Source organism: Pedobacter sp. 22163, assembly GCF_052045595.1.
Taxonomy (GTDB): Bacteria; Bacteroidota; Bacteroidia; order Sphingobacteriales; family Sphingobacteriaceae; genus Pedobacter.
Map to the genome: position 1 here is coordinate 127,608 of NZ_JBQEPM010000004.1, position 22,435 is coordinate 150,042.

13 protein-coding genes are annotated in these 22,435 nt (G+C 39.5%); 8 read left to right on the forward strand and 5 right to left on the reverse strand.

Annotated features, from left to right (window positions below; genetic code table 11):
- Positions 1 to 96 precede the first annotated feature (96 nt).
- The 3 genes from ACTJKN_RS11675 to ACTJKN_RS11685 all read left to right on the forward strand — a co-directional run bounded on the left by ACTJKN_RS11675 (position 97) and on the right by ACTJKN_RS11685 (position 6,793).
- Positions 97 to 3,369 carry a SusC/RagA family TonB-linked outer membrane protein gene (locus ACTJKN_RS11675; RefSeq protein WP_440825141.1) on the forward strand — a complete coding sequence of 1,091 codons (3,273 nt, stop codon included), beginning with the start codon at positions 97 to 99 and terminating at the stop codon, positions 3,367 to 3,369.
- Between the two features lie 35 nt (positions 3,370 to 3,404).
- The gene (locus tag ACTJKN_RS11680) at positions 3,405 to 5,294 is read left to right on the forward strand and encodes a RagB/SusD family nutrient uptake outer membrane protein (protein WP_440825143.1); all 1,890 of its coding nucleotides are present in this window, start codon (positions 3,405 to 3,407) and stop codon (positions 5,292 to 5,294) included.
- A 176-nt stretch (positions 5,295 to 5,470) separates the two neighbouring features.
- Complete coding sequence (locus ACTJKN_RS11685; RefSeq protein WP_440825145.1) at positions 5,471 to 6,793, forward strand: MFS transporter; 1,323 nt, start codon at positions 5,471 to 5,473, stop codon at positions 6,791 to 6,793.
- A gap of 562 nt (positions 6,794 to 7,355) precedes the next feature.
- Here ACTJKN_RS11685 and ACTJKN_RS11690 read toward each other — a convergent pair.
- The 5 genes from ACTJKN_RS11690 to ACTJKN_RS11710 form a co-directional block, all read right to left on the reverse strand.
- Positions 7,356 to 7,571: a PLDc N-terminal domain-containing protein gene (locus ACTJKN_RS11690; RefSeq protein WP_440825148.1), complete on the reverse strand. Its 216-nt coding sequence runs from the start codon at positions 7,569 to 7,571 to the stop codon at positions 7,356 to 7,358.
- A gap of 18 nt (positions 7,572 to 7,589) precedes the next feature.
- Positions 7,590 to 9,341, reverse strand: a complete 1,752-nt coding sequence (locus tag ACTJKN_RS11695; protein WP_215129585.1) for an ABC transporter ATP-binding protein — start codon at positions 9,339 to 9,341, stop codon at positions 7,590 to 7,592.
- Between the two features lie 102 nt (positions 9,342 to 9,443).
- The gene (locus ACTJKN_RS11700) at positions 9,444 to 12,713 is read right to left on the reverse strand and encodes a carboxypeptidase regulatory-like domain-containing protein (RefSeq protein WP_440825150.1); all 3,270 of its coding nucleotides are present in this window, start codon (positions 12,711 to 12,713) and stop codon (positions 9,444 to 9,446) included.
- Between the two features lie 166 nt (positions 12,714 to 12,879).
- On the reverse strand, positions 12,880 to 14,190 hold the full coding sequence (locus tag ACTJKN_RS11705) for an amidohydrolase family protein (protein WP_440825152.1): 1,311 nt from the start codon (positions 14,188 to 14,190) through the stop codon (positions 12,880 to 12,882).
- A 1-nt stretch (position 14,191) separates the two neighbouring features.
- Positions 14,192 to 17,212: an amidohydrolase family protein gene (locus ACTJKN_RS11710; RefSeq protein ID WP_440825154.1), complete on the reverse strand. Its 3,021-nt coding sequence runs from the start codon at positions 17,210 to 17,212 to the stop codon at positions 14,192 to 14,194.
- 112 nt (positions 17,213 to 17,324) lie between these two features.
- Between ACTJKN_RS11710 and ACTJKN_RS11715 the strand changes: the two genes are divergently transcribed.
- The 5 genes from ACTJKN_RS11715 to hflX all read left to right on the forward strand — a co-directional run bounded on the left by ACTJKN_RS11715 (position 17,325) and on the right by hflX (position 22,400).
- Complete coding sequence (locus tag ACTJKN_RS11715; protein ID WP_440825156.1) at positions 17,325 to 17,768, forward strand: cytochrome B; 444 nt, start codon at positions 17,325 to 17,327, stop codon at positions 17,766 to 17,768.
- A gap of 366 nt (positions 17,769 to 18,134) precedes the next feature.
- Positions 18,135 to 19,532, forward strand: a complete 1,398-nt coding sequence (locus ACTJKN_RS11720; RefSeq protein ID WP_209434961.1) for an anthranilate synthase component I family protein — start codon at positions 18,135 to 18,137, stop codon at positions 19,530 to 19,532.
- Positions 19,533 to 19,584: 52 nt separating this feature from the next.
- Positions 19,585 to 20,175, forward strand: a complete 591-nt coding sequence (locus ACTJKN_RS11725) for an anthranilate synthase component II (protein ID WP_440825157.1) — start codon at positions 19,585 to 19,587, stop codon at positions 20,173 to 20,175.
- Positions 20,176 to 20,278: 103 nt separating this feature from the next.
- Positions 20,279 to 21,100 (forward strand): indole-3-glycerol phosphate synthase TrpC, encoded by an 822-nt coding sequence (gene trpC, locus ACTJKN_RS11730; RefSeq protein WP_440825159.1) that lies wholly within the window; start codon positions 20,279 to 20,281, stop codon positions 21,098 to 21,100.
- Positions 21,101 to 21,209: 109 nt separating this feature from the next.
- Positions 21,210 to 22,400 carry a GTPase HflX gene (gene hflX / locus ACTJKN_RS11735; RefSeq protein ID WP_184465006.1) on the forward strand — a complete coding sequence of 397 codons (1,191 nt, stop codon included), beginning with the start codon at positions 21,210 to 21,212 and terminating at the stop codon, positions 22,398 to 22,400.
- Positions 22,401 to 22,435: the final 35 nt, after the last annotated feature.

A 22,435-nucleotide genomic window follows, 5' to 3' on the forward strand; every position in this document is an offset into this window, starting at 1 on the left:
GTCATATTTAATTGATTTGTGTAATGACAGTTCTATATTACTTATGAGTATTAAATTATAATACAATTATTATCTAACCAAAATAAATTGAAAACTATGAAAAAAAATCTATGGAAGACTTTTGCCAGAAGTAGCATGTTTCTTGTTTGCGGTGGTTGTCTCGTTTTTTCCCCGTTTACCAGCATGTCTGCCAAAGCATCATTGCATGAAAAAGAACCCTTTGATTTTTACAGACCTCCGCTTGAGGATATTATTGTGAAGGGACAGGTTACCGATGCTAAAGGACCGATTCCTGGAGTAAGTGTTAAATTAAAAGGAGGTGCTGCAACTACGGTAACAGATGCTTCCGGAAAGTTTAGCATAAAAGTACCCGAAGATGCTACTTTAGTATTTACCTACGTAGGTTATGTAGATCAAGAGATTCAGGTAAAAAACCAAAGCAATATAAATGTCCGTTTATTAGAAAATAATCAAAATTTATCAGAAGTAGTAGTAGTGGGGTATGGAACCCAAAAAAAGGCAGTTGTATCTGGTGCTGTAGCATCGGTTAAAGGTACAGAACTAGCCAAATCATCTTCGGTGAACTTAACCAATTCATTGGCTGGTCGTTTGCCTGGCGTTACAGCACTGCAAGGAAGCGGGGAGCCGGGATACGATGGCTCAACGATCCGGATTCGCGGTATAAATTCGCTTGGTAATAATAATGCCTTAATTGTAATCGATGGAATACCTAACCGGGCAGGTGGGATCGAAAGGTTAAATCCGAACGATATAGAAAGTGTATCGGTGCTAAAGGATGCATCTGCAGCTATTTATGGCTCGCAGGCTGCAAATGGAGTAATCCTCATCACTACTAAATTAGGGAAATCGGGGAAACCACAATTTTCTTACGATTTTAGTTATGGCCTACAACAGCCTACACGTATACCTAAAATGGCCAATTCTACTCAATATGCTGAGATTTTAAATGAACTGAATATTTTCGGCTCTGATCTTAATCCGAATGAATGGTCGGCAGCGTGGAATAGTTTCAAAACAACAGGTACTTATTTATCTACTGGCGGTAAAACGATTAATGCTGCTTACAAACCAGATGAAATCCGGAAATTCGGAGATGGCTCAGATCCTTTAAGGTATCCCAATACTGATTGGTTTAAAACTACTTTCCAAAATTGGTCTCCTCAGCAAAGACACAATGTTCAGATTAATGGAGGGAGTGAAAATGTTAAATATTTGCTTTCACTAGGCTATCTAAATCAGGATGGCTATTATAAAAATTCTGCCACAGGTTATCAGCAGTATGATATGCGTTTTAACCTGGAAGCAAAATTAAGTAAGTATATTACTACGACACTGGGGGTAAGTGCGAGAGAAGAAGATCGTAATTTCCCAACGGTTTCGGCAGGTGATATCTTTAGATTCTTAATGCGGGGAAGGCCAAATGAAATAGCCATATGGCCTAATGGATTGCCTGGTAGGGATATTGAATATGGCTATAATCCAGTAGTTTCTACTACAGATTTAACGGGAACTAATAAAGATGTTAGAGATTACTTTCAAACTACAGGTAAAGTAGAGATTAAAATTCCTGGAGTTGATGGATTAAAGGTAACCGGTACAGCTGCAATAGACAAATATTCTGGCAGGCAAAAAAACTGGCAATTGCCCTGGACACTTTACGATTGGGACAAGAAGACGTTTGCAGCCGATGGTGTAACGCCGGTGCTTGCAGGTACGGTACGCTCTCAATATACCGATCCAAGGCTTAGGGAAACCGCAGGCGGACAATTGGCCATAAACTTAACCGGAATGGTTAACTATGATAAAAAGATTAGTGATCACACTATTGGTTTAATGGCTGGTGTAACACGCGAAACAGTTAACAATGATGGTTTTACTGCATTTAGAAGATACTTTATATCATCATCTGTTCAAGAGTTACTTGCTGGTGATGAAAGGGAGCAATCATTAGGCAATAATCCTGGTGATCCGAACAATTTATTTAAAAGAGCACGGTTAAGCTATTTTGGCCGGGTGGGCTATAATTATAAAGAAAAATACCTTGCCGAATTTTTGTGGCGGGTAGATGGATCTTATATCTTTCCAAAAGATAGGCGTTTCGGTTTCTTCCCAGGGGTATCAGTAGGTTGGCGCTTATCTGAAGAGCCGTTTTTCAAAGACAATGTTAAATTCGTCAATAATTTGAAGCTGAGGGCCTCATGGGGGCAAATGGGAGCTGAAGCCTATTTTGGCGATGCTTTGCAGGAATATCAATACCTCAGTTTAATGAATTTTGGTACTTATACCTTTAATGATTTGGTAACCAAAACCTTAACTGAAGGTAAGGTGCCCAATTTTGATTTTGGATGGGAAGTAGCAAATAATGCCAATATTGGTTTAGACGCATCCTTTTTAAATAATAAATTGTCGTTAGAGTTCGATTACTTCTATAATAAGCGTACAAATATTCTAATTAGCAGAGGTAGCTCAGTGCCTGAAAGCTCGGGCATTACCGATCGTTTACCACCTGTAAATCTAGGAAAGGTAAACAACAAAGGTTTCGAATTTAAATTAAGTTATAATGACCAGGTTGGTGATTTAAACTTTGGAGTGAGTGTAAATGGTGGTTATGCTAAAAACAAAATCATATTCTGGGATGAAACCCCTGGTGCTCCAGAATGGCAGCGTTCTACTGGCAGGGTAACTAATTCATGGTTGGTATACGATTATGATGGTGTTTTTAAAGATCAAGCAGAGATTAGTGCAAACAAACTAAATTATAGTGCGTTAACAGGTAATCTTCGCCCTGGAGACATGAAATTTAAAGACATTAACGGCGATGGTAAAATTAATGCAGACGATAAAATTCGGCTGGATAAAAACGGTACACCAACTTTTACCGGCGGTGTAAATTTTAATGTTCAGTACAAAGGATTTGATTTATCGGTGCTTATTCAAGGGGCAACCGGTGGAATGCAGATTGTCGGTTTAACAGAATCGGGAGATATTGGTAACTTTCTGGAGTGGTCGTACCTGAACCGCTGGAGTATCGATAATCCAAGTTCGGTAAACCCGCGCTTATCAAACAGGGGTGCTACCTATTATACCGATAGCAATAATGCGTTAAACAATACCTATTGGTTAAGGAGTAATAATTACATCAGACTTAAGAATGTAGAGCTAGGTTATACATTGCCAACTACGTGGGTTGAAAAAGTTGGGTTAAATAGTGTAAGGGTGTATACGAATGGACTCAATCTGGCTACGCTTGATAAAATCAAGATATGGGACCCTGAATCTACCAATACAAGTGGACAATACTATCCACAAGCCAGGGTAATTAATATGGGTATTAAAGCCACTTTTTAACAATGTATAGCTGTTTATCAATTACAAAGAAGAATATGAAAACAATAATTCAAAATAGAAATTTATATCTATTGGTTCTTATTACCTTTTTTGCATTTGCGTGTAAAAAGGATTTTTTGGACGTAGAATCACCTGGCCAGGTGCCTGCGGAATCGGTATGGAAAGATCCTGCAACTGCGCAGGCATTTGTGAACGATATCTATAATGGATTGGGTAATGGCGGCTTTTCAGAAGAGATGTTAGCATCAGTTTCTGACGAAGCTTTGTTTACGCACCCTACCCGTGGTATCGATCTGGTTAATAGTGCCACCATCAACCCATCTACATTGGGCTGGGTGAATGATACCTGGGCTTATAAACAAATGTATAACCGCATCCGGGCCTGCAACATTACCATCGAGAAAATTACTGGTGGAGATAATGCATTAACCAGCCAAACGTTAAAAGATCAGCTGTTGGGTGAGGCATATTTTTTACGTGCTTATTTTTATCAGCAGTTATTACGCTTTTATGGAGGAGTGCCTATTATCACAAAAACTTACGTACTCAACGATAATTATAGTGTAAAGCGTAATACTTATGAAGAATGTGTAAACTTCATTATAAAAGATTGCGATGAGGCGAATAAACTGTTAACTGGTAAAACAATGGAAAAGGGGCGTACCACCGCTACCGCTGCTTTGGCACTTAAATCACGGGTATTGATTTATGCTGCAAGCGATTTGCATATCAGGACAAAACTCATCGCAAAATTCGCCGAAAAGAACACTATCATTCCTGCTCAAACATTAGACTTTTTAAGTTATGCAAGTGAAGATCGTGTCGGTCGTTATAAATTGGCTCAAACGGCTGCAAAGGCAGTAATGGATGCCACAAGAGGCTATATGCTGGATTTATCTGGGCCGGTATCGGCAACTGACGGAAGCAGAAATTATAAAAGTATAGCGATGGGTGGTGGCAGTAAAGCACCTAACATAGATGCCGCAGCAGCTTCAGAATTAATTTTTGCACGTTATTTCATAGTTCAGAATAATATTAAACATGCGCAGCAGAATGGCCCTAACGGTTACCATAACTGGGCGGGTAATACGCCGATAGGCTTATTGGTTGATGATTATGAGATGAAAGATGGTTCTAAATTTAGTTGGACAAACCCGACACAAAAAGCTGCGCCTTATCAAAATCGTGATCCACGCTTTTACGCCACTATTTTATATGATGGTGCTGGTTGGAAACCCCGCGATAAAGCTTCAGGTAACGTTGACCCAGCCAGTCAAATCCAAACTGGAGTATATGATTTATTGGATGATAAAAGCAATAAGTTCGATTTCAAAGGTTTGGATACCAGAGCGAGTTCTATCGAAAACTGGAACGGTAGCTGGACAGGCTATTACTACCATAAATTCATCGATCCGGACCCAAGTATTGTAGATGCCTCAATGTCGCAGAATGTACCGTGGCCATTCTTCAGGTATACCGAAGCAGTGTTTAATTTCATTGAGGCCAGTATTGAACTTGGTGAATTAAGTAAAGCGACAGAGTGGTTAAATAAAATCCGTTTCAGGGCAGGTATGCCTGCTGTAACGGCAACAGACCAGGACGGCCTTAGAGAAGTGTACCGCCATGAGCGCCGCATAGAAATGGCTTACGAAGAACAACGTTATCATGATACCCGCAGGTGGTTAATCGCAAGTGAAACATTGGGAAGAAAAACCACTTATATTAAGGTTACCGGTAAATTTAAACCAGGTAAAACGATGTCTGCTCCTTATCATTACGATAATACCATTTACGATTATACCTATAGTCCGGTAGAGGAAAATTCGCAAGAAAACAGAAGTTGGGACAATAAACTTTATTTCAGGCCATTTAGCCGCGATGAAGTAAATAAAAACAACATGCTTGATCAAAACCCTGGTTACTAAGCTAACCAATCTAGATACCCGATGGATAATATTATTCATCGGGTTTTTTATGCACTAATATCTGAGCTGGCCGATCGGATATTTTTACTTTTAAATAGAAAAAGAAATAACCTTAAGCCTTTGTCCATTCCTCTATTTAATTTTCAAAGCTTAGTTTTGCATATAATTTTTTTTCTGTGGCAGATTCAGACGTCAATTCGGTTATTACAAAACCAGATCCTTACGCAGCATTGCGCTTTAGGGAGTTTCGCTCTTATTTAGGCATGCGTTTTTTCTTCACATTTGCCTATCAAATGCAGGCAGTAGTGCTTGGAATTTATATTTATCATGTAACAAAAGATCCATTGGCCTTAGGGTTTGTAGGCCTGTGTGAGGCTGTTCCTGCAATAGGGATTGCATTATACGGTGGTTATGTTGCAGATAAGAGCGAAAAGAGGGGTTTATTGCTCAAAGTATTTGGAGGCGTATTTCTTTGTGCCCTCATTATGCTGCTGGTAACATTACCGCAGTTTAACCTTGGGCAGTTCGATATTATTTTTACCCTGTTTAATTTTAAGGTTAATCTAATTGCCTTAATTATGTATGTACTCGTATTTGGGATGGGGATATCAAGAGGTTTTTTCGGTCCGGCTACATTCTCTTTAATGGCTCAGATTTTACCAAAAAACCTTTATCCAAATGCAAGTACCTGGAGCAGTTCGAGCTGGCAGATGGCTTCTATTTTAGGGCCGGCAATTGGAGGAATAACTTATGGTTTCTTTGGTATTACCATAACTTATATCGTAATTATTTCTTTTGTATTTATAGCCCTTATCTGTATTTTCTTTTTGAAAGTACATCCTCCGCAGTTTGTGCCCAAAGAAAATATTAAAGAGAGTTTGCTTAAAGGAATAAATTTTGTGTTTAAAACCAAAATGATGGTTTGGGCAATGAGTTTGGATCTGTTTTCGGTTTTTTTTGGTGGCGCGGTAGCCATATTGCCCGTATTTGCAAATGATATATTAAAAGTTGGACCCGAGGGTTTAGGCTTTATGCGGGCCGCTGTTTCTGCAGGATCTGTTTTTACCATGCTTGCTATGACGCGTTTTTCGCCGATGAACAAACCATGGCGGAATTTATTGATCGCCGTAACCGGTTTTGGCTTAAGCATCATCTGCTGGAGTTTATCTAAAAATTTCTACTTAACGCTCTTCTTTCTCTTTTTAGAAGGCTCTTTTGATAGTGTAAGTGTAATCATCAGATCAACCATAATGCAATTGTTAACACCCGACGAAATGCGCGGACGTGTATCGGCAGTAAACAGCATGTTTATTGGGTCGTCAAACGAAATCGGAGCTTTCGAATCGGGCCTTACCGCAAAGTTAATGCGTACTATCCCATCGGTAGTTTTTGGTGGAACGATGACATTGGCAATTGCTGGCATTACATGGTTAAAAACGAAATCTTTAACCAAGTTGAGTTTGCAGGATATTAATGAACAAACCAGCAAGGTTGCTTAGTTACTAAAAAAGTTGACAACTTTAATAGCCAGTTTGCTGGAAAGTTGACAACTCTTGAATTCAATGATAAATTAACTATTTATTGTGCCTTTGCGTCTTGGTGGTGAACACAAAAAACGGTTAGTGGAGACACGAACCATGGCAATAAGGAAAATACTTTATTGCAAATAATTTGGGCATGCCCCTAATCCCGATGAATCGGGAAAGGGTCGGGCTCATCCGTTACAATCTTTTTTGAAGAAAAATCAAAAAAGGATTTCCACTGCTATCCCTCATGCAAAACCCATAGCAGTTGAAAAATGTCAGTTTATACGTTTGCCCTAACCATCTAAACCCGATGGCACGGATGCCGATAGAGGGCATTTGTTATTTTTTATCAATAGCTATCGGCAGGAGGAACAGCGGGACGGAACCAAACCGAAGAAAACTGAAATTGCTTTCCAAAAAATAGACTTATTCTACTAGCAGTATTTGCTTTTGAATAAAAAATGGTTCGTGAGGACACGAACCATGGCTGCACTATATTGCATGAATTAGTTAATGAGCCAATGGCTACGAAACATTAAAATTTCTTATTCTTACCCCAGATTAGATAAATAATGGAACCTAAAAAGGGGGCAAGCAGGATAATGATAAACCAAAGTACCTTTACCGAGAAACCGATGTTGTTGTTTCTCGATATATGATACAATGCCGCTAATATTAATGCCAGCCATAATATGGCTGCTATAATAATGATAATTGCGATCTGATTGCTTTCTACTTGTGCCAGTAACATAATTAAAAATATTGTTCCTTAAGCTTCAACAACTCTTTCGCCAATTTGTTGGCGCCACATGGCTTGATATAAACCATTTTGTGCAATTAGTTCTTCATGTCTTCCCTGCTCAATAATATGACCTTTCTCTAAAACATAAATTTTATCAGCATGTTTTATCGTTGATAAACGGTGCGCAATCAAAATGGTAATGTGATCAGTTAAATTCGAAACCGAACGGATTGTTTTGGTAATCTCTTCTTCTGTAATCGAATCCAGCGAAGAAGTGGCCTCATCAAAAACCAAAATATCTGGCTGACGGAGCAGTGCTCTTGCAATAGATAACCGTTGTTTTTCTCCTCCCGAGACTTTAACACCACCCTCGCCAATTAACGAATCTAAACCTTTATCGGCACGGGCCAGCAAAGTTTGACAGGCAGCCTGGTTTAAAACTTTATAACATTCTTCATCCGTAGCATTCGGGTTAACAAACAAAAGGTTTTCTCTTATTGTACCCGAGAACAATTGCGTGTCTTGCGTTACGAAACCGATTTTCTCGCGTAAGGCATCAAGATCGATATCGTTACTCGGAATACCATTGTATAAAATCTCACCATCTTTTGCCGGATATAAACCCACCAATAGTTTTACCAGTGTGCTTTTCCCAGAACCCGATGGGCCAACAAATGCAATGGTTTGCCCGTGATGGGTTTTAAACGAGATATTATCTAAAGCATTTCTATTGGCTGTTAGGTGTTTGAAACCCACATTGTTAAAGGTTAAATCCTTGATTTTTGCTATAGAAGTTGGATTCTCAGGTTTTTTATCAATCGGTGTGCTTAAAATCTTTTTAAAGTTACCTAACGAAACTTCTGCCTCACGCCAGGTTAAAATCACATTGCCCAGCTCTTGTAGCGGTCCGAAAAGGAAGAACGAGTAAAAAAGGAATGAGAAATACTGTCCGGCAGAAATTGTATTGTCGAAAATAAGGAGCAGTAAAACCAGTACCATTGTACTGCGTACCAGGTTAACGGTAGTGCCCTGAACAAAGCTCATACTGCGTACATATTTCACTTTTTTAAGTTCTAAGCCCAAAATTTTGTATGTGGTTTTATTCAACCGGTCTATTTCCTGATCGGCCAAACCTAAACTCTTAACCAGTTCGATGTTTCTTAGCGATTCGGTAGTAGAACCTGCCAAAGCTGTGGTTTCGCCAACGATAGAGCGTTGGATGGTTTTAATTTTGCGACTTAAAAACCAGCTTACGAAACTGATGATCGGAATAGCCGAAAAATAAACCAGGGTAACTTTGTAGCTTACCGAAACCGAATACACGATAACGAAAATCATTCCGATTAAACTTACAAAAAGGATACTGATAAAGGCGGTGATAAACTTCTCCGAATCCAAACGTACTTTTTGTAAAATACCCAATGTTTCTCCGCTACGTTGATCTTCGAAAACCTGATAAGGCAGTTTTAGAGAATGTTGTAAACCATCGGCATACATTTTTGCGCCAACTTTTTGAACAATTACACTGGTGAAATAATCCTGAAAGTTTTTAGCGATACGCGAAACCATAGCTGCACCAATAGCCAGTCCAATTAAACCAAGAGAGCCCCAAAGGTATTGGTTATAGGTTAATGAATCTTTTTTATTGATAAAGCGATCTAAAATACGCCCAGTGATATATGGATCTAAAAGTGAAAAACCAATATTTATGCCTGCTAGCAATAACGCTAAGGCCACAATCCACTTGTGGTTTTTCAGGTAGTTAAGTAATAATCCCATTAAGTTTTGCTGTTTGTTAATGCAAACATAAAAAAAGGGAACGGATAAAAATCCATTCCCCTTTTTTATGACTTTAAGCTAAGAAACTTAGCTAAACGGTTGTTAAAATCCGTAACGTAAGCCAATTTGTATCTGCCAAGGGTTACCTGATGGCGTAACAATGCCGGTGTTATTTACACGGTAAGTATAAGCTTTGTTTGTAGCATCGAATGCGCTAACAGCATATAAAGCCTGGTTGCCCAAAGTTTCATTTACACCCCATTTTTTGTTAAGTAGATTTGCAAAATTAAACACATCTCCAGAGAATTCAATACTATGCTTCTTATTTAATTGTAGTTGATAGCTTAATTTTAAATCAACAATACCAAAAAAGTCATTCACGCCGCCATTTCGCTCTGCTATCTGACCAGAATATTTATTAATATAATCTTTTAAACTTTGGCTTGCATCTGGATTATCTAATAATGTTTGTAAGCCTGTTCGAATATTTGCAGGAATATTTTGATTGTTTCTATCGAATACAAAGGCTAAATCATTTGTAGCCACAAAATCTCCATTAATATTTCCACCAGCCAATAAGCTATATCGTGTGCCACCAATACCAGAGTAACGAACGCCTAATCTAAAGCCATAAAAACTTGGCGACGTTCCATAAATAACAACCTTATTACGAAATTGATTATCTGAATAAGACATTTTGCTCAAATCTCTTGGATCATCTTTAACAGGTAGAGATAAAGTAGCAGAGTTTGCCACGTTGCCATTATATGATGTATTATCCTTTGCGTCGTTATAAGTATAACTTGCAGAGATTTCTCCATCTTTAAAATAATTCCAGGTCGCATCTAAAACTACAGCGAATTGATTTACCTTACCTTTACTATTTAATTCTAACACACGGCCAAACTGATTAGTTAAACGACCACCTTTCCAATCGGCAACACCATTACTTGCTGTGATGCTCGAAGTTGGTACAAATACACCACGGTTACCTTCATTAGATAGGGTAAAGAATGGATTTGCCGCCATATTTCTGTCAACATACATGTAGTTGTTACGTCCTAGTGTTGCATAACCCGTAATCCCAACCTTAATTTTATCGGTAATTAATTTACTGTATGATAAGTTGGCTTTATAAACCACTGGGATTTTTGCATCTTCTGCATAAGTATTAATCGTTGGTACCTGTAAAGTACTTAATGAAGGTGTAGCAACAGTACCATTTCTATAACCTATAAAGTTTGGTGTTGGTACATCTGCGCCAAAAACATCAACTGTTGCTAAATGTTTACCATCGAAGGTTAAGTTATTAATGGTTACATAGTTGTTAACGTCCGAGCCGAAAATACCTGCTCCGAAACGAACAAAGTCTGTTCGGTTTTCATTAATATCCCAGTTAAATTGAATTCTTGGCTGAACTAAAAATTGTTTTAACTCATGGTCTGTTCTCACACCAATAGCATCAAATAATTGCTGATTAAGTGGCGATTTTGGATAAGTGCTGTAATCAATACGTAAACCACCTATAAAATCTAAACCTTTTGCTAATTTAGTCTGCATTTGGCCGTAAATAGCTGCGTTCCAAATGCCTGCTTTAACAGTTGGGTCTGCAACCAAAGGTACTTCACGATAAAATCTGTTTGGAGCAAGGTTATTAAAGTTTGTGATTGCTGGAACTTCGATCTTTTTTGTAGGGTCATTTGGAAAAGCCGGGTCTTGAATCTGAGAAGTTGAGTACTCGAAACGGCCATTCACTTCACTACCATAAAGAGATTTTGCATTAGTATACATCACATCAACACCAAATGTGTATTTAACTTTATCAGTATTGTAATAAAAATTATCTACCAATTGAAAAACATTATTGGTAAAACCTTCTTGTCCGAAACGGTGGCCACCAATTTGTATCGCAGTAGAAATTCCCTTGGTACCATCAGCAAGGTCAGATTTTATATTTCCTACAATTGCTCTTGGAATGGCACCTGTTAGTTCGTCATTCTGCGTACTTGCCTGGAAAGTATATAAATGTTGTATTTTTAATTCGTTAGTGATTTTGCTGCTTATGGTTGAACGTAAAGTAGCCAATAAATTATTGTCAACATTTTTATCGTTACCGTAACTTTCGTAGAAATTTATCGCAGTGTTATCTGCTAAACCTAACGGATTTCTATCGTTTGTATAATTATCACGAATGGTTAATAAATTTCTATCATTAATTTGCCAATCTAAGCGGGCAAATGCAGCATCCGAACCACGCTTTTTGTCGAAAGACCCATACTGAGGTGTATTTGCTACGCCATATTTAGTGCGGGCAACATCCAAAAATTGTGCTAAAGTGTTATTAGTAATTCTGAAACGCGCTTCATCAGCGGGGCCATTAACATCGGCAATAATTAACGGGCGGGCATCTTTCTGATGATCTAAACCAACGAAATAATGTAATTTATCCTTAATAATCGGGCCACCTAAAGTAAAACCATATTGATAAGTAGAGAAATCATTGTCACGCTTTACACCTCTAATATCGTAACGACTGGCTAACCAATCTGCGCGGCCATAACCAAAGGCGCTTCCACTTACTGTGTTTGTACCTGACTTTGTTACTGCAGTTACTGTACCGCCTCCGGCTCTGCCTAAAGTGACATCGTATTGATTGGTTACTACCTTAAACTCGCGAACAGCCTCAATGGAAATTGAATATGGCGCACCACTACGACTCGTAGTACTACCAGCTGATGTTGGGTTTTTAGCATTCATTCCATCAATGGTATAATTTGTAGAAGAACCTAACTGTCCCGAAATATTTCCACCACGGCTTAAAGGAGATAAATCCATTAAGTTAGAAAAATTACGCCCGTTTACAGGTAGTTGGTTCATTGTTTTAGCCGAAATTTCTGTAGAAGCGCCAAAGTTTTGAACTTTGTTCCTCAAACCCGAAGCCACAACCTGTACTGCGTCTAAATCCTGCGAAGCTTCCTGCATGGCAACGTTAACCCTAACTACATCGCCAAGGTTTAACATATAACCATTTCTGGTCTGCTCGCCGAAGCCTACATAAAGAGCTTTGACCGAATAAGGACCACCCAATGGAAGCTCTTTAAAAGTGTACTCGCCCTGTGCATTGGTTGATGTTTTCGTGGTAAAACCAGTAGAATTGTTTCTGATCTGCACTGAAACTCCAGGAATAGGTTTTTTTTGTTGATCGGTAATTACACCTGAAATTGATGCCTGGGTTGTTTGTGCAAGTACCCGGTTTGGGGCAATACAAAACAGCAGCAACACTGCAATAAGTAAATTTTTCATCATCATTTGTTTTTTAGCGGTGATGAAGCTTGCCAGAGCAGGTTGTTTTTGCCAGGCAGGTTTCATCATGAATAGTTCTGATTTTTTATGATGACAAAGATGTTAATGTGCTGTTAACTCAATTCTGATTTAATATTAATAATAAGTTTAGTCCTTGATAGTTTTTAATCCTGATGTTAAAATAAAAAACGGCCGATAAATCAATATCGGCCGTTTGTGTTAAACTGGTGTTAACTTATTTCTTCTCAGTGATATATTTATCACTAAACTTTTTATCCAATTGTTTGTGCAAATTATCAAGATTAATATCCCTGCCCTGAATAAACGCCTGCTCCACTTTGTTGGTGCGCATATCTAAAGCATCACCAGCAGAAATAAAGAAAGTAGCATCTTTACCTGTTTCAATACTGCCCGTTGTTTTATCAACGCCCATCGCTTTTGCAGCGTTTAAGGTAATGGTTGATAATGCTTTTTCTTTATCTAAACCCCAGGCGGTAACTGTGCCGGCCATAAAAGGCAGGTTGCGCTGTTGCCAGTAGCCGTCAATACTCAATACCACATTTAAGCCTGCATTAGCCAATATTGCAGCATTTTTGTAAGGCATATTTACATCGTCGTCATTGTTGTTTGGTAAAGCATGAGGCTGTTTCACCACTAGGGTAATGTTGTTGTCTTTTAAGAAATCGATGATCAGGTAAGCTTCATCTGCCCCTGTGATTACTGGTGTAATTCCGAATTTTTTGGCGAAATTAACAGCTGCAACAATATCCTTTTGACTTTCGGCTGCGATAAATAATTTTTCGTTGCCAGCGAATACTTTCTTCATCGCTTCGAAACGGGTATTAATTACTTCTGGTTTGCCCATTTCAGCATAAGCTTTTGCCTCGGCAAAGAAAGAAGTTAACTGCGCAATGGCCGCTTGTGTTCTTTCGGCTAAACTTTCTGGCGATTGTTGCGGTCTGCCGAAACCACCAAAACCGCCTCTGAAGCGTGGTGTAACGGGCCAGGTCATGTGCATGGCATCGTCTGTTTTAAGGGCTGCATCTTCCCAGTTCCAGGCATCGAGCTGCACAACTGATGAACTGCCCGAAACCGTGCCGCCTTGTGGAGTTGGTTGTGCCATTAACACACCATTGCTGCGCAAGGTGGCCGGAACTTTCGAGTCGGTGTTGTAAGCCACTATAGAACGGATGTGTGAATTAAAATCCCCGATCTCCTGAAAATCCAATGTTGCTTTTACGGCTTCAATTTCTGTTAAACCCAGGTTTGTGGTTGCAGCAATAAAGCCAGGGTAAATATGTTTACCTGTAGCCACAATGCGCATTACATCATCCTGTGGTACCTGCCCGTTAGCGGTAACCGAGATAATTTTTCCGTTGCCAAAAAGGATGGTTCCGTTTTCGATTATTGTTCCATTGCCAACATGTATGGTTGCACCTGTAATGGCAATGGTTTTGCTTTGTTTTTTAGCTGGCGAGATGTTTGCCTGCGCAAAACACATCAGGCTTGTTACCGAAAAAGCCAGACTGAATAAATATGTTTTCATGTTAGTGTGCATGTTCTTTCTCGGTTAATTCTGCTGAATAGTTTTCTAAAGTTTCGCAATTGTACAGGCGTGGTGCATCGCCTAATGGGCGTTGTGTACGGCTACCTTTGCTTTTACTCTCTAACATCTTCTGGATCAGGCGTGCTTTTTCTGTTTGCTGGGTTTTGATTATCTGAGCATCTTTCTCAATGTCCCAATAAGCAATACCATCTACAAAAGTTTTTTCTGCCCTGGCATAGATAGAAAGCGGATTGGCGGTCCAGATCACCACATCGGCATCTTTACCTGCTTTTAAACTGCCCACTTTATCGTCGATATGCAGCATCTTTGCCGGGTTTAAGGTTACAAACTTAAACGCATCTTCTTCAGGAACATTACCGTATAATACCGATTTACCTGCTTCCTGGTTTAAGTGGCGGGCCATTTCGGCATCATCAGAGTTGAAAGCCGTAGTTACACCAACGTTGTGCATAATCTTGCCATTGTAAGGGATGGCTTCTGCCACTTCGTTTTTATAAGCCCACCAATCGGAGAAGGTAGAACCTGCAATGCCGTGCGCTTTCATTTTATCGGCCACTTTATAACCTTCTAAAATGTGCGTAAAGGTATTAATCTTGAATCCTAAGCTATCAGCCACATGAATTAACATATTGATCTCGCTCTGCACATAAGAGTGGCAGGTAATGAAACGTTTGTTGTTCAAAATCTCAACAATAGCATCTAATTCTAGATCTTTGCGTACGCTGTTACCTTTTACTGATAGCGCTTTTTCATATTCTTTTGCACGGGTAAATTCATCCACAAAAGTTTGCTCAACACCCATACGTGTAACCGGGAAACGGGCACCTGTGCCGAAATTACTTTGTTTCACGTTTTCGCCCAAAGCAAATTTAATGAAGCCATCAGCACCTGCAAATTTCAGTTCCTCTGGCGATTTGCCCCAGCGTAATTTGATCAATTGCGATTGACCACCGATCGGATTGGCAGACCCATGCAGGATTTGTGAAGTGGTTACACCACCGGCCAGCTGGCGGTAAATGTTTACATCTTCTGAATTAAGGATGTCGGCAACACGTACTTCAGCAGAAACCGATTGTGCACCTTCGTTAATGCCGCCTGCACCTGCAATGTGCGAGTGCTCATCAATAATACCAGCGGTTACGTGTTTACCGGTAGCATCGATCACTTTTGCGCCGCTTGCTGAAAGGTTTTTGCCAACCGCTTTAATTTTTCCATTTTCTAAAAGTACGTCGGCATTTTGGAGGATTCCGTCTTTTTCATTCGTCCAAACGGTTCCGTTTTTAATTAAAACCGTTTCTTGTTTAGGCAGTTCAGTGCTTCCGAAAGCAGAGAAAGGGTAAATTACCGGCCCCATGGCCGAAGTGCTTTTTGGCTCTTCTTTTTTAGGTGTTTCTTTTGCAGCTTCTTTATAAGTTGCTGTAAACTTTCCCGTAGTACCATCAGCCAGAGCCGATTCGCCTTTGATGGTAACCGGATTTGCCGAAGTAATGTAACCGCTTAAACGGACATCACCCTTAGGGTTTTTCTTTAAATTGAAATTGATGCTTATCCAATCGCCATTTCTGGTAAAGGTTGCTGTGGTTTTTACACTATCTACACCGGTTCTTTCAATTGCAGCTGTCGATCCGCCACCTGTTCCGGTAATTTTTAGGGTTAAAGCACCAATACCGTCAACATTTAAATTATAAGTGCCACGTACATCGCTCACATCCATTTTGTTAACAATGAAGCGTTTGCCCTGTACCCAATTTTCGAAAATAATGTTTCCGTTTTTGAACAGGTTATCGGATGAGATTAAAAAGTTGGCTACTTTTCCTTTTTCCAGGGAACCAACTTTATCGCTGATGCCCAAAAGTGAAGCAGGGATTTCGGTAACCGATTGTAGCGCCTGTTTTTCAGTTAAGCCATTTTCTATAGCCGTACGGATATTTGCCCAAAAATCGCGACTATTTTCTAATCCGAAAGCGGTAAGTGCAAATTTAATTCCTGCTTTTTCCAAGCTGGCCGGATTGGTTGGTGCCAGTTCCCAGCCTTTCATTTGTGATAAAGTGACGTTTCTGGCTTCAGCTGGATCCTCAACATCATAAGCTTTAGGGAAAGTTATTGGAATAATTAAACTGGCTCCGGTAGCTTTAACCTCGTTTATGCGTTGGTATTCGTCACCTGTAGATTTAATGATGTATTTCTTGCCAAATTCTTTTCCGATTTTATCAGCACGCAGAATGTTCTGCCATCCATCAACTTCAAAAATCTGTGGCATGGTCTGTTGCTTGCCAAATTCATCCAAAGAAATGTTAAACTCATCTTTTTGTTTGCCATACCATTGTGCGTCATAATAGGTTTGGCGCAATAAAGCAATCGAACCCATTAACGAAGTCGGGTAATCGTTTGATGATGTTCCCTTGTTAAACGAATAGTTTGCTGCGGTTTGATCTTTTAAAAATACGCTGTTATCGGCGCCCTCGTTTAACGTTACAGCAGCAGAAACGCCACGGGCAATACCATCGCGGTTAATTACATTTACACTACCAAAGCCCACCTTACGTAATTCATCTGCTTTTTTGCTGTCGGTAGAAAAAATGCTTTTTACATAAGTTTCTGGTCTGATTGATTCGTTCCAGCCATAAGCACCTTTTTTGGTAGATACGAAAATAGACTGGCGCTGACCGCCGAAACCACGCTGTTGTGCAGGTGCTTCGCTAAGGCCATAACTGGTAAAGGCATCAATTAGGGAAGGGTAAACAAATTTTCCTTTAAGGTCGATTATCACATAGCCTTTAGGTACTGCTAAACCAGCACCAACACCCTGTATGGTTTGTCCTTTAATTAAAAGTGTGGCATTTGTTAGGGTTTGGTTGGCATTAACTACTATTGTTGCATTGGTAAAGGCAAACATTCCAGGTCTGGTGTCGAAAGAACCGTTAACAGGAAAGGAGGTTTGCTGTGCAAACAGAAATGTAGTAGAAAATACCAGCCCAATGGCGAGTAAAATTTTCTTCATAATAAGTTTAGTGTTTAATTTGTTTAAAACTAATATAAATAAGCGTTCAATCTGTTGAATATCCTATTTTTTACAATTAATGTCTATTTTTGACTAAACATATTTGATAAAAATGTACAACATCTTAAAATCTGCGCACTCCGGATGGCGCTACATCGTATTAATTCTATTGGTTATTGCTGTAATCAATGCTTTGGCGGGCTGGTTTGGTAATAAAACTTACACCGAAGGTAACCGCAAGCTGAATGTATTTACATTGATCAGTGCACACATTCAATTGTTGATCGGCCTGGTATTGTATTTTTTGAGTCCCTTAACCAAATTACCAATGAGCGATGCTATTGGCCGGTACTTTAAGGCTGAACATACCGCTATGATGATTATCGCAATCATTTTGATTACGGTAGGTAACGCCAAATCTAAAAAGGTAACAGAAGCTGTAGCAAAACACCGTACTATTGCCGTTTTCTTTGGATTGGCATTGATCCTGATTATTGTTGCCATTCTGCTTATGGTAAAAGCAGTTCCAGGTAGATCGTTTTTTGGGGTTTCATAGTAATTATAAAAAGCAGGGGGCTAGGCGCATGGCGAAAAGCGTAGGTAATCAAGATTAATCTTGTGCTATATTCAACTTCGGACTCCCGACTACTGACTTCGGACTAAATTTATTTTCATAATTATTTCCATTTTTGGAAATTCTTTATATTTTTGTTGCTCATGATCAACAATATACATACATGGCTTTGGCAAAGTAATTCGAACGAATTGCGCTGGCTGCGTATGAACAAAATATAGTTTATCAACCTAAACCTTATTAAAGAACCATTAAAGCCCGGCGTAGAACCACACGCCGGGCTTTTTATTGTTAAAAAATACGAAATGCAAACCTTAAGCCCTATAGCTTATACCATTTACCCTTATCATGTATAAAATTAATACCACTTACAAAAAAATGCTTGCCGATACCACAACACCAGTGAGCATTTATTTACGCTTACGTGATGTGTATCCTAACAGTATCTTGTTAGAAAGTTCTGATTACCACAGCAGAGAAAACTCGATGAGTTTTGTTTGTGCTGATCCGGTAGCGGGAATTATTTTAAAAGGATCGCGATTGGAGACTTATTTCCCTGATGGCGCTGTAGAGATTACCGAAAGTAAAAACCTGATCGAAGAAATTACCGATTTTAAAGATAAATTCAGAGAAACGGAATTACCCGAAATCAAATTTATTTCGAGCGGTCTGTTTGGCTATTTTACCTGGAATGCAGTACAACATTTTGAAGATATAAAGTTTAGCTCCGAAACACCAGAGGGTGAAGAAATTCCGGAAATGCAGTATCACCTGTACCGTTATATCATCGCCATCGATCACTTTAAAAATGAAATTACCCTTTTCAAAAATACTTTCGAAGGAGAAGAAGAGGGTGGGCTTGAAAAAATGGAGTACCTGATCCAGAATAAAAATTACCCTGAATATAAGTTTCAACTTCGTGGTGAGGAAAGTTCGAACCTAACCGATCAGGGCTTTATGGATCTGGTAGAGAAACTACAAAAGCATATTTACCGCGGCGATGTTTTTCAGATTGTGCCTTCAAGAGCATTTAAGCAAGCATTTTCTGGTGATGAATTTAATGTGTACCGTTGCCTGCGTTCGATAAACCCATCACCTTACCTGTTTTATTTTGATTACGGGAATTTTAAATTGTTCGGTTCTTCGCCAGAGGCCCAGATTACCATCAAAAACAATTCGGCCAATATTTTTCCAATCGCAGGAACTTTTAAACGCAGCGGAAACGACATCGAAGATGCTGAACAGGCCCGTAAATTAGAACAAGACCCGAAAGAAAGTGCAGAACATGTAATGCTGGTTGATTTGGCCAGAAACGATTTAAGCAGGCACTGTAACCGCGTGGAGGTAAAATCTTTTAAAGAGGTACAATACTATTCGCACCTGATCCATCTTGTAAGTAAAGTGAGCGGTCATTTGCAGGAAAACGTAAGTGCTTTTAAAGTCGTTGCCGATACCTACCCGGCAGGTACCTTAAGTGGTGCACCAAAATATAAAGCCATGCAGTTAATTGACGAAAATGAAAAGCTGGGCAGGAATTTTTATGCCGGTGCTATTGGTTTTATGGGCTTCAATGAAGATTTTAACCATGCCATCATGATCAGGACGTTTATGAGCAAGAATAACGAACTGCATTACCGTGCAGGTGCGGGTATTGTGGCCGATTCTGTCCCTGAAACTGAAATGCAGGAGGTGAACAATAAAATTGCAGCTTTGCGTAAAGCGGTGCAAATGGCAGAGGGAATATAGTTGGAAGTGAAGAGTTTTTAGCTTGGAGTAAAATCCGTTAACAGGAAATAAAATGGAAAATATAGATAAAAAAACCGTCTTAGTAATTGATAACTATGATAGTTTTACCTACAATCTTGTGCATTTAATTAACGAAGTTGGTTATGAAGCAGAAGTTTGGAGAAATGATAAATTCGATCTGGCTGATGTAGATAAGTACGATAAAATATTACTTTCACCTGGGCCGGGCATTCCGGAAGAGGCAGGCTTGTTGTTGGATGTAATTAAAACTTATGCGCCAACGAAGAGTATCTTTGGCGTATGTTTAGGTCAGCAAGCCATAGCCGAAGTTTTTGGCGGCACTTTATTAAACCTGGGCAGACCAATGCATGGAATTGCTACACCGGTAACTGTTGTAGATGGTGATGAGCCTTTGTTCTGGGAATGCCCGCAAACCATAAATGTTGGCCGTTACCACAGCTGGGTAGTGAGTAAAGAGAACTTCCCCTCGTGTTTAAAAATTACAGCAAGAGATCATAAGAATGAGATCATGGCGTTAAGACATGAGACTTTAAATGTTCGTGGCGTACAGTTTCACCCGGAAAGTGTGTTAACAGAGTATGGTAAACAGATGATGGAAAACTGGTTAACGTCGGCCATCTAGCCCCTGAAGGGGGAATTAAAGGCTAGTTGGAGATAGCAAAAGCCAAAGGGCATTTAAAACTCATTAAAATAACTATAAGATTAAACTTAATTATAAAATTACCATGAACGATAGCGCTGAAAAGCCCCCTTTAGGGGGTGGGGGGTCTATATTAGATAAAATCGTATTACGTAAAAAAGAAGAAGTTGCGGCTGCCAAAGCTTTGGTTTCAGTACAGGATTTAGAAAATTCGGTGCATTTTAATAGAACGCCTTATTCTTTTAAGGAATTTCTATTGGCCGAAGACCGTACCGGCATTATTGCCGAGTTTAAGCGCCGTTCGCCATCAAAAGGGTTAATTAATGGCATCGCCGATGCTGCAGAGGTAACGCAGGCTTATAATGCTGCAGGCGCATCAGCACTTTCGGTATTAACGGATGTTGATTTCTTTGGCGGTAAAACCGACGATATTCTGGCAGCACGGGCGGCAAACAATATTCCGATCTTAAGAAAGGATTTTATGATCGATGAGTATCAGATCCTCGAAGCAAAAGCCTGGGGTGCTGATATTATTCTGTTGATTGCCTCAATATTAACCCCTCAACAGATTAACGATTTCGGGAAGTTTGCGAAAAATTTAGGTTTAAATGTGCTGTTAGAAGTGCACAACCTGGAAGAGTTGGAACGGAGCATCTGCCCGAATCTGGATGCTATTGGTGTAAACAACAGAAACCTGGGCAATTTTACGGTAGATATCCAGACTTCGTTCGATCTGGTAAACAAAATCCCGAACGAATTTTTAAAGATTTCGGAAAGTGCGATCAGTAATCCGCAAACGATCAGGGAATTAAAAACCGCAGGCTTTAACGGGTTTTTAATTGGCGAGAATTTTATGAAAACCGATAATCCAGGCGTTGCAATAAAAGAATTTGTAGGGCAGATATAATCAACAGACTTCCGAAGTTTCAAAGGCCAAAGCGCAGGCAAACTTCGGAAGTCTTTGCGACTTAAAAAGATTTACACGTTCGCAAATTTCGTATATTTGCCTCAATTACATGGGAAAACAAAAGACATATGATACTGCCGTAGTGCAGGAACGGGCAATTTTAGTCGGAGTGGTTACACCTGGCGAAAAAGAAGCCCAAACAAAAGAATATTTAGATGAGCTGGCTTTTTTGGTCGATACGGCTGGAGGAAAGGTAGAAAAGGTTTTTACACAGAAGATGCTTAAACCAGAGCGTGCTACATTTGTGGGTACGGGAAAACTGGAAGAGATAAAAGCTTATGTAAAATCAGAAGAAATTGATGTGGTGGTTTTCGACGATGAATTATCGCCGTCGCAACTGCGTAACATCGATCGTGAACTTGGAGTTAAAGTTTTAGATCGAAGCAATCTGATTCTGGATATTTTTGCCAACAGGGCCCAAACTGCACAGGCAAAAACGCAGGTAGAACTGGCACAATTACAATATGTTTTGCCACGCCTAACCGGTATGTGGACCCACTTAGAGCGCCAGAAAGGTGGTATCGGAATGCGCGGTCCGGGTGAAACGCAGATTGAGAGTGATAGACGTATTATTTTAAATAAAATCTCTTTGTTAAAAGAGCGTTTAAGAAATATAGATCGGCAAAACGAAACGCAGCGTAAAAACCGCGGTCAGTTAATTCGGGTAGCTTTGGTAGGCTATACCAATGTTGGTAAATCGACCATCATGAATATGCTGTCGAAATCGGAAGTATTTGCAGAAAATAAACTGTTTGCAACTTTAGATACAACTGTACGTAAGGTTGTGATCGAGAATTTACCTTTTTTACTTTCTGATACCGTTGGATTTATCCGCAAGCTGCCTCACCATTTGGTAGAATGTTTTAAATCTACCTTGGATGAAGTGCGTGAAGCTGATCTGTTGATCCACGTGGTTGATGTTTCGCATCCTAACTTCGAAGATCAGATTAATACGGTTAACGAAACGTTGAAAGATATTGGTGCGATTGATAAAGACATGATTTTAGTTTTTAATAAGATTGATGCCTATGTTTCGCCAGAGCTTAACGATGAAGAAGACGATGGTAAGCTGACTTTAGAGGATTTTAAGAAAAGCTGGATGAGCCACGATAAAGTACCTGTATTGTTTATATCGGCTACAGAAAAAGAAAACTTAGAAGAGTTTAAAACATTATTGTACGATAAGGTTAAAGCTGCGCACGTAGCAAGATACCCGTATGATAGTAACCTCTTGTATTAATCGTTAGGGAAAAAATCTGGTAGATTAATAATCAA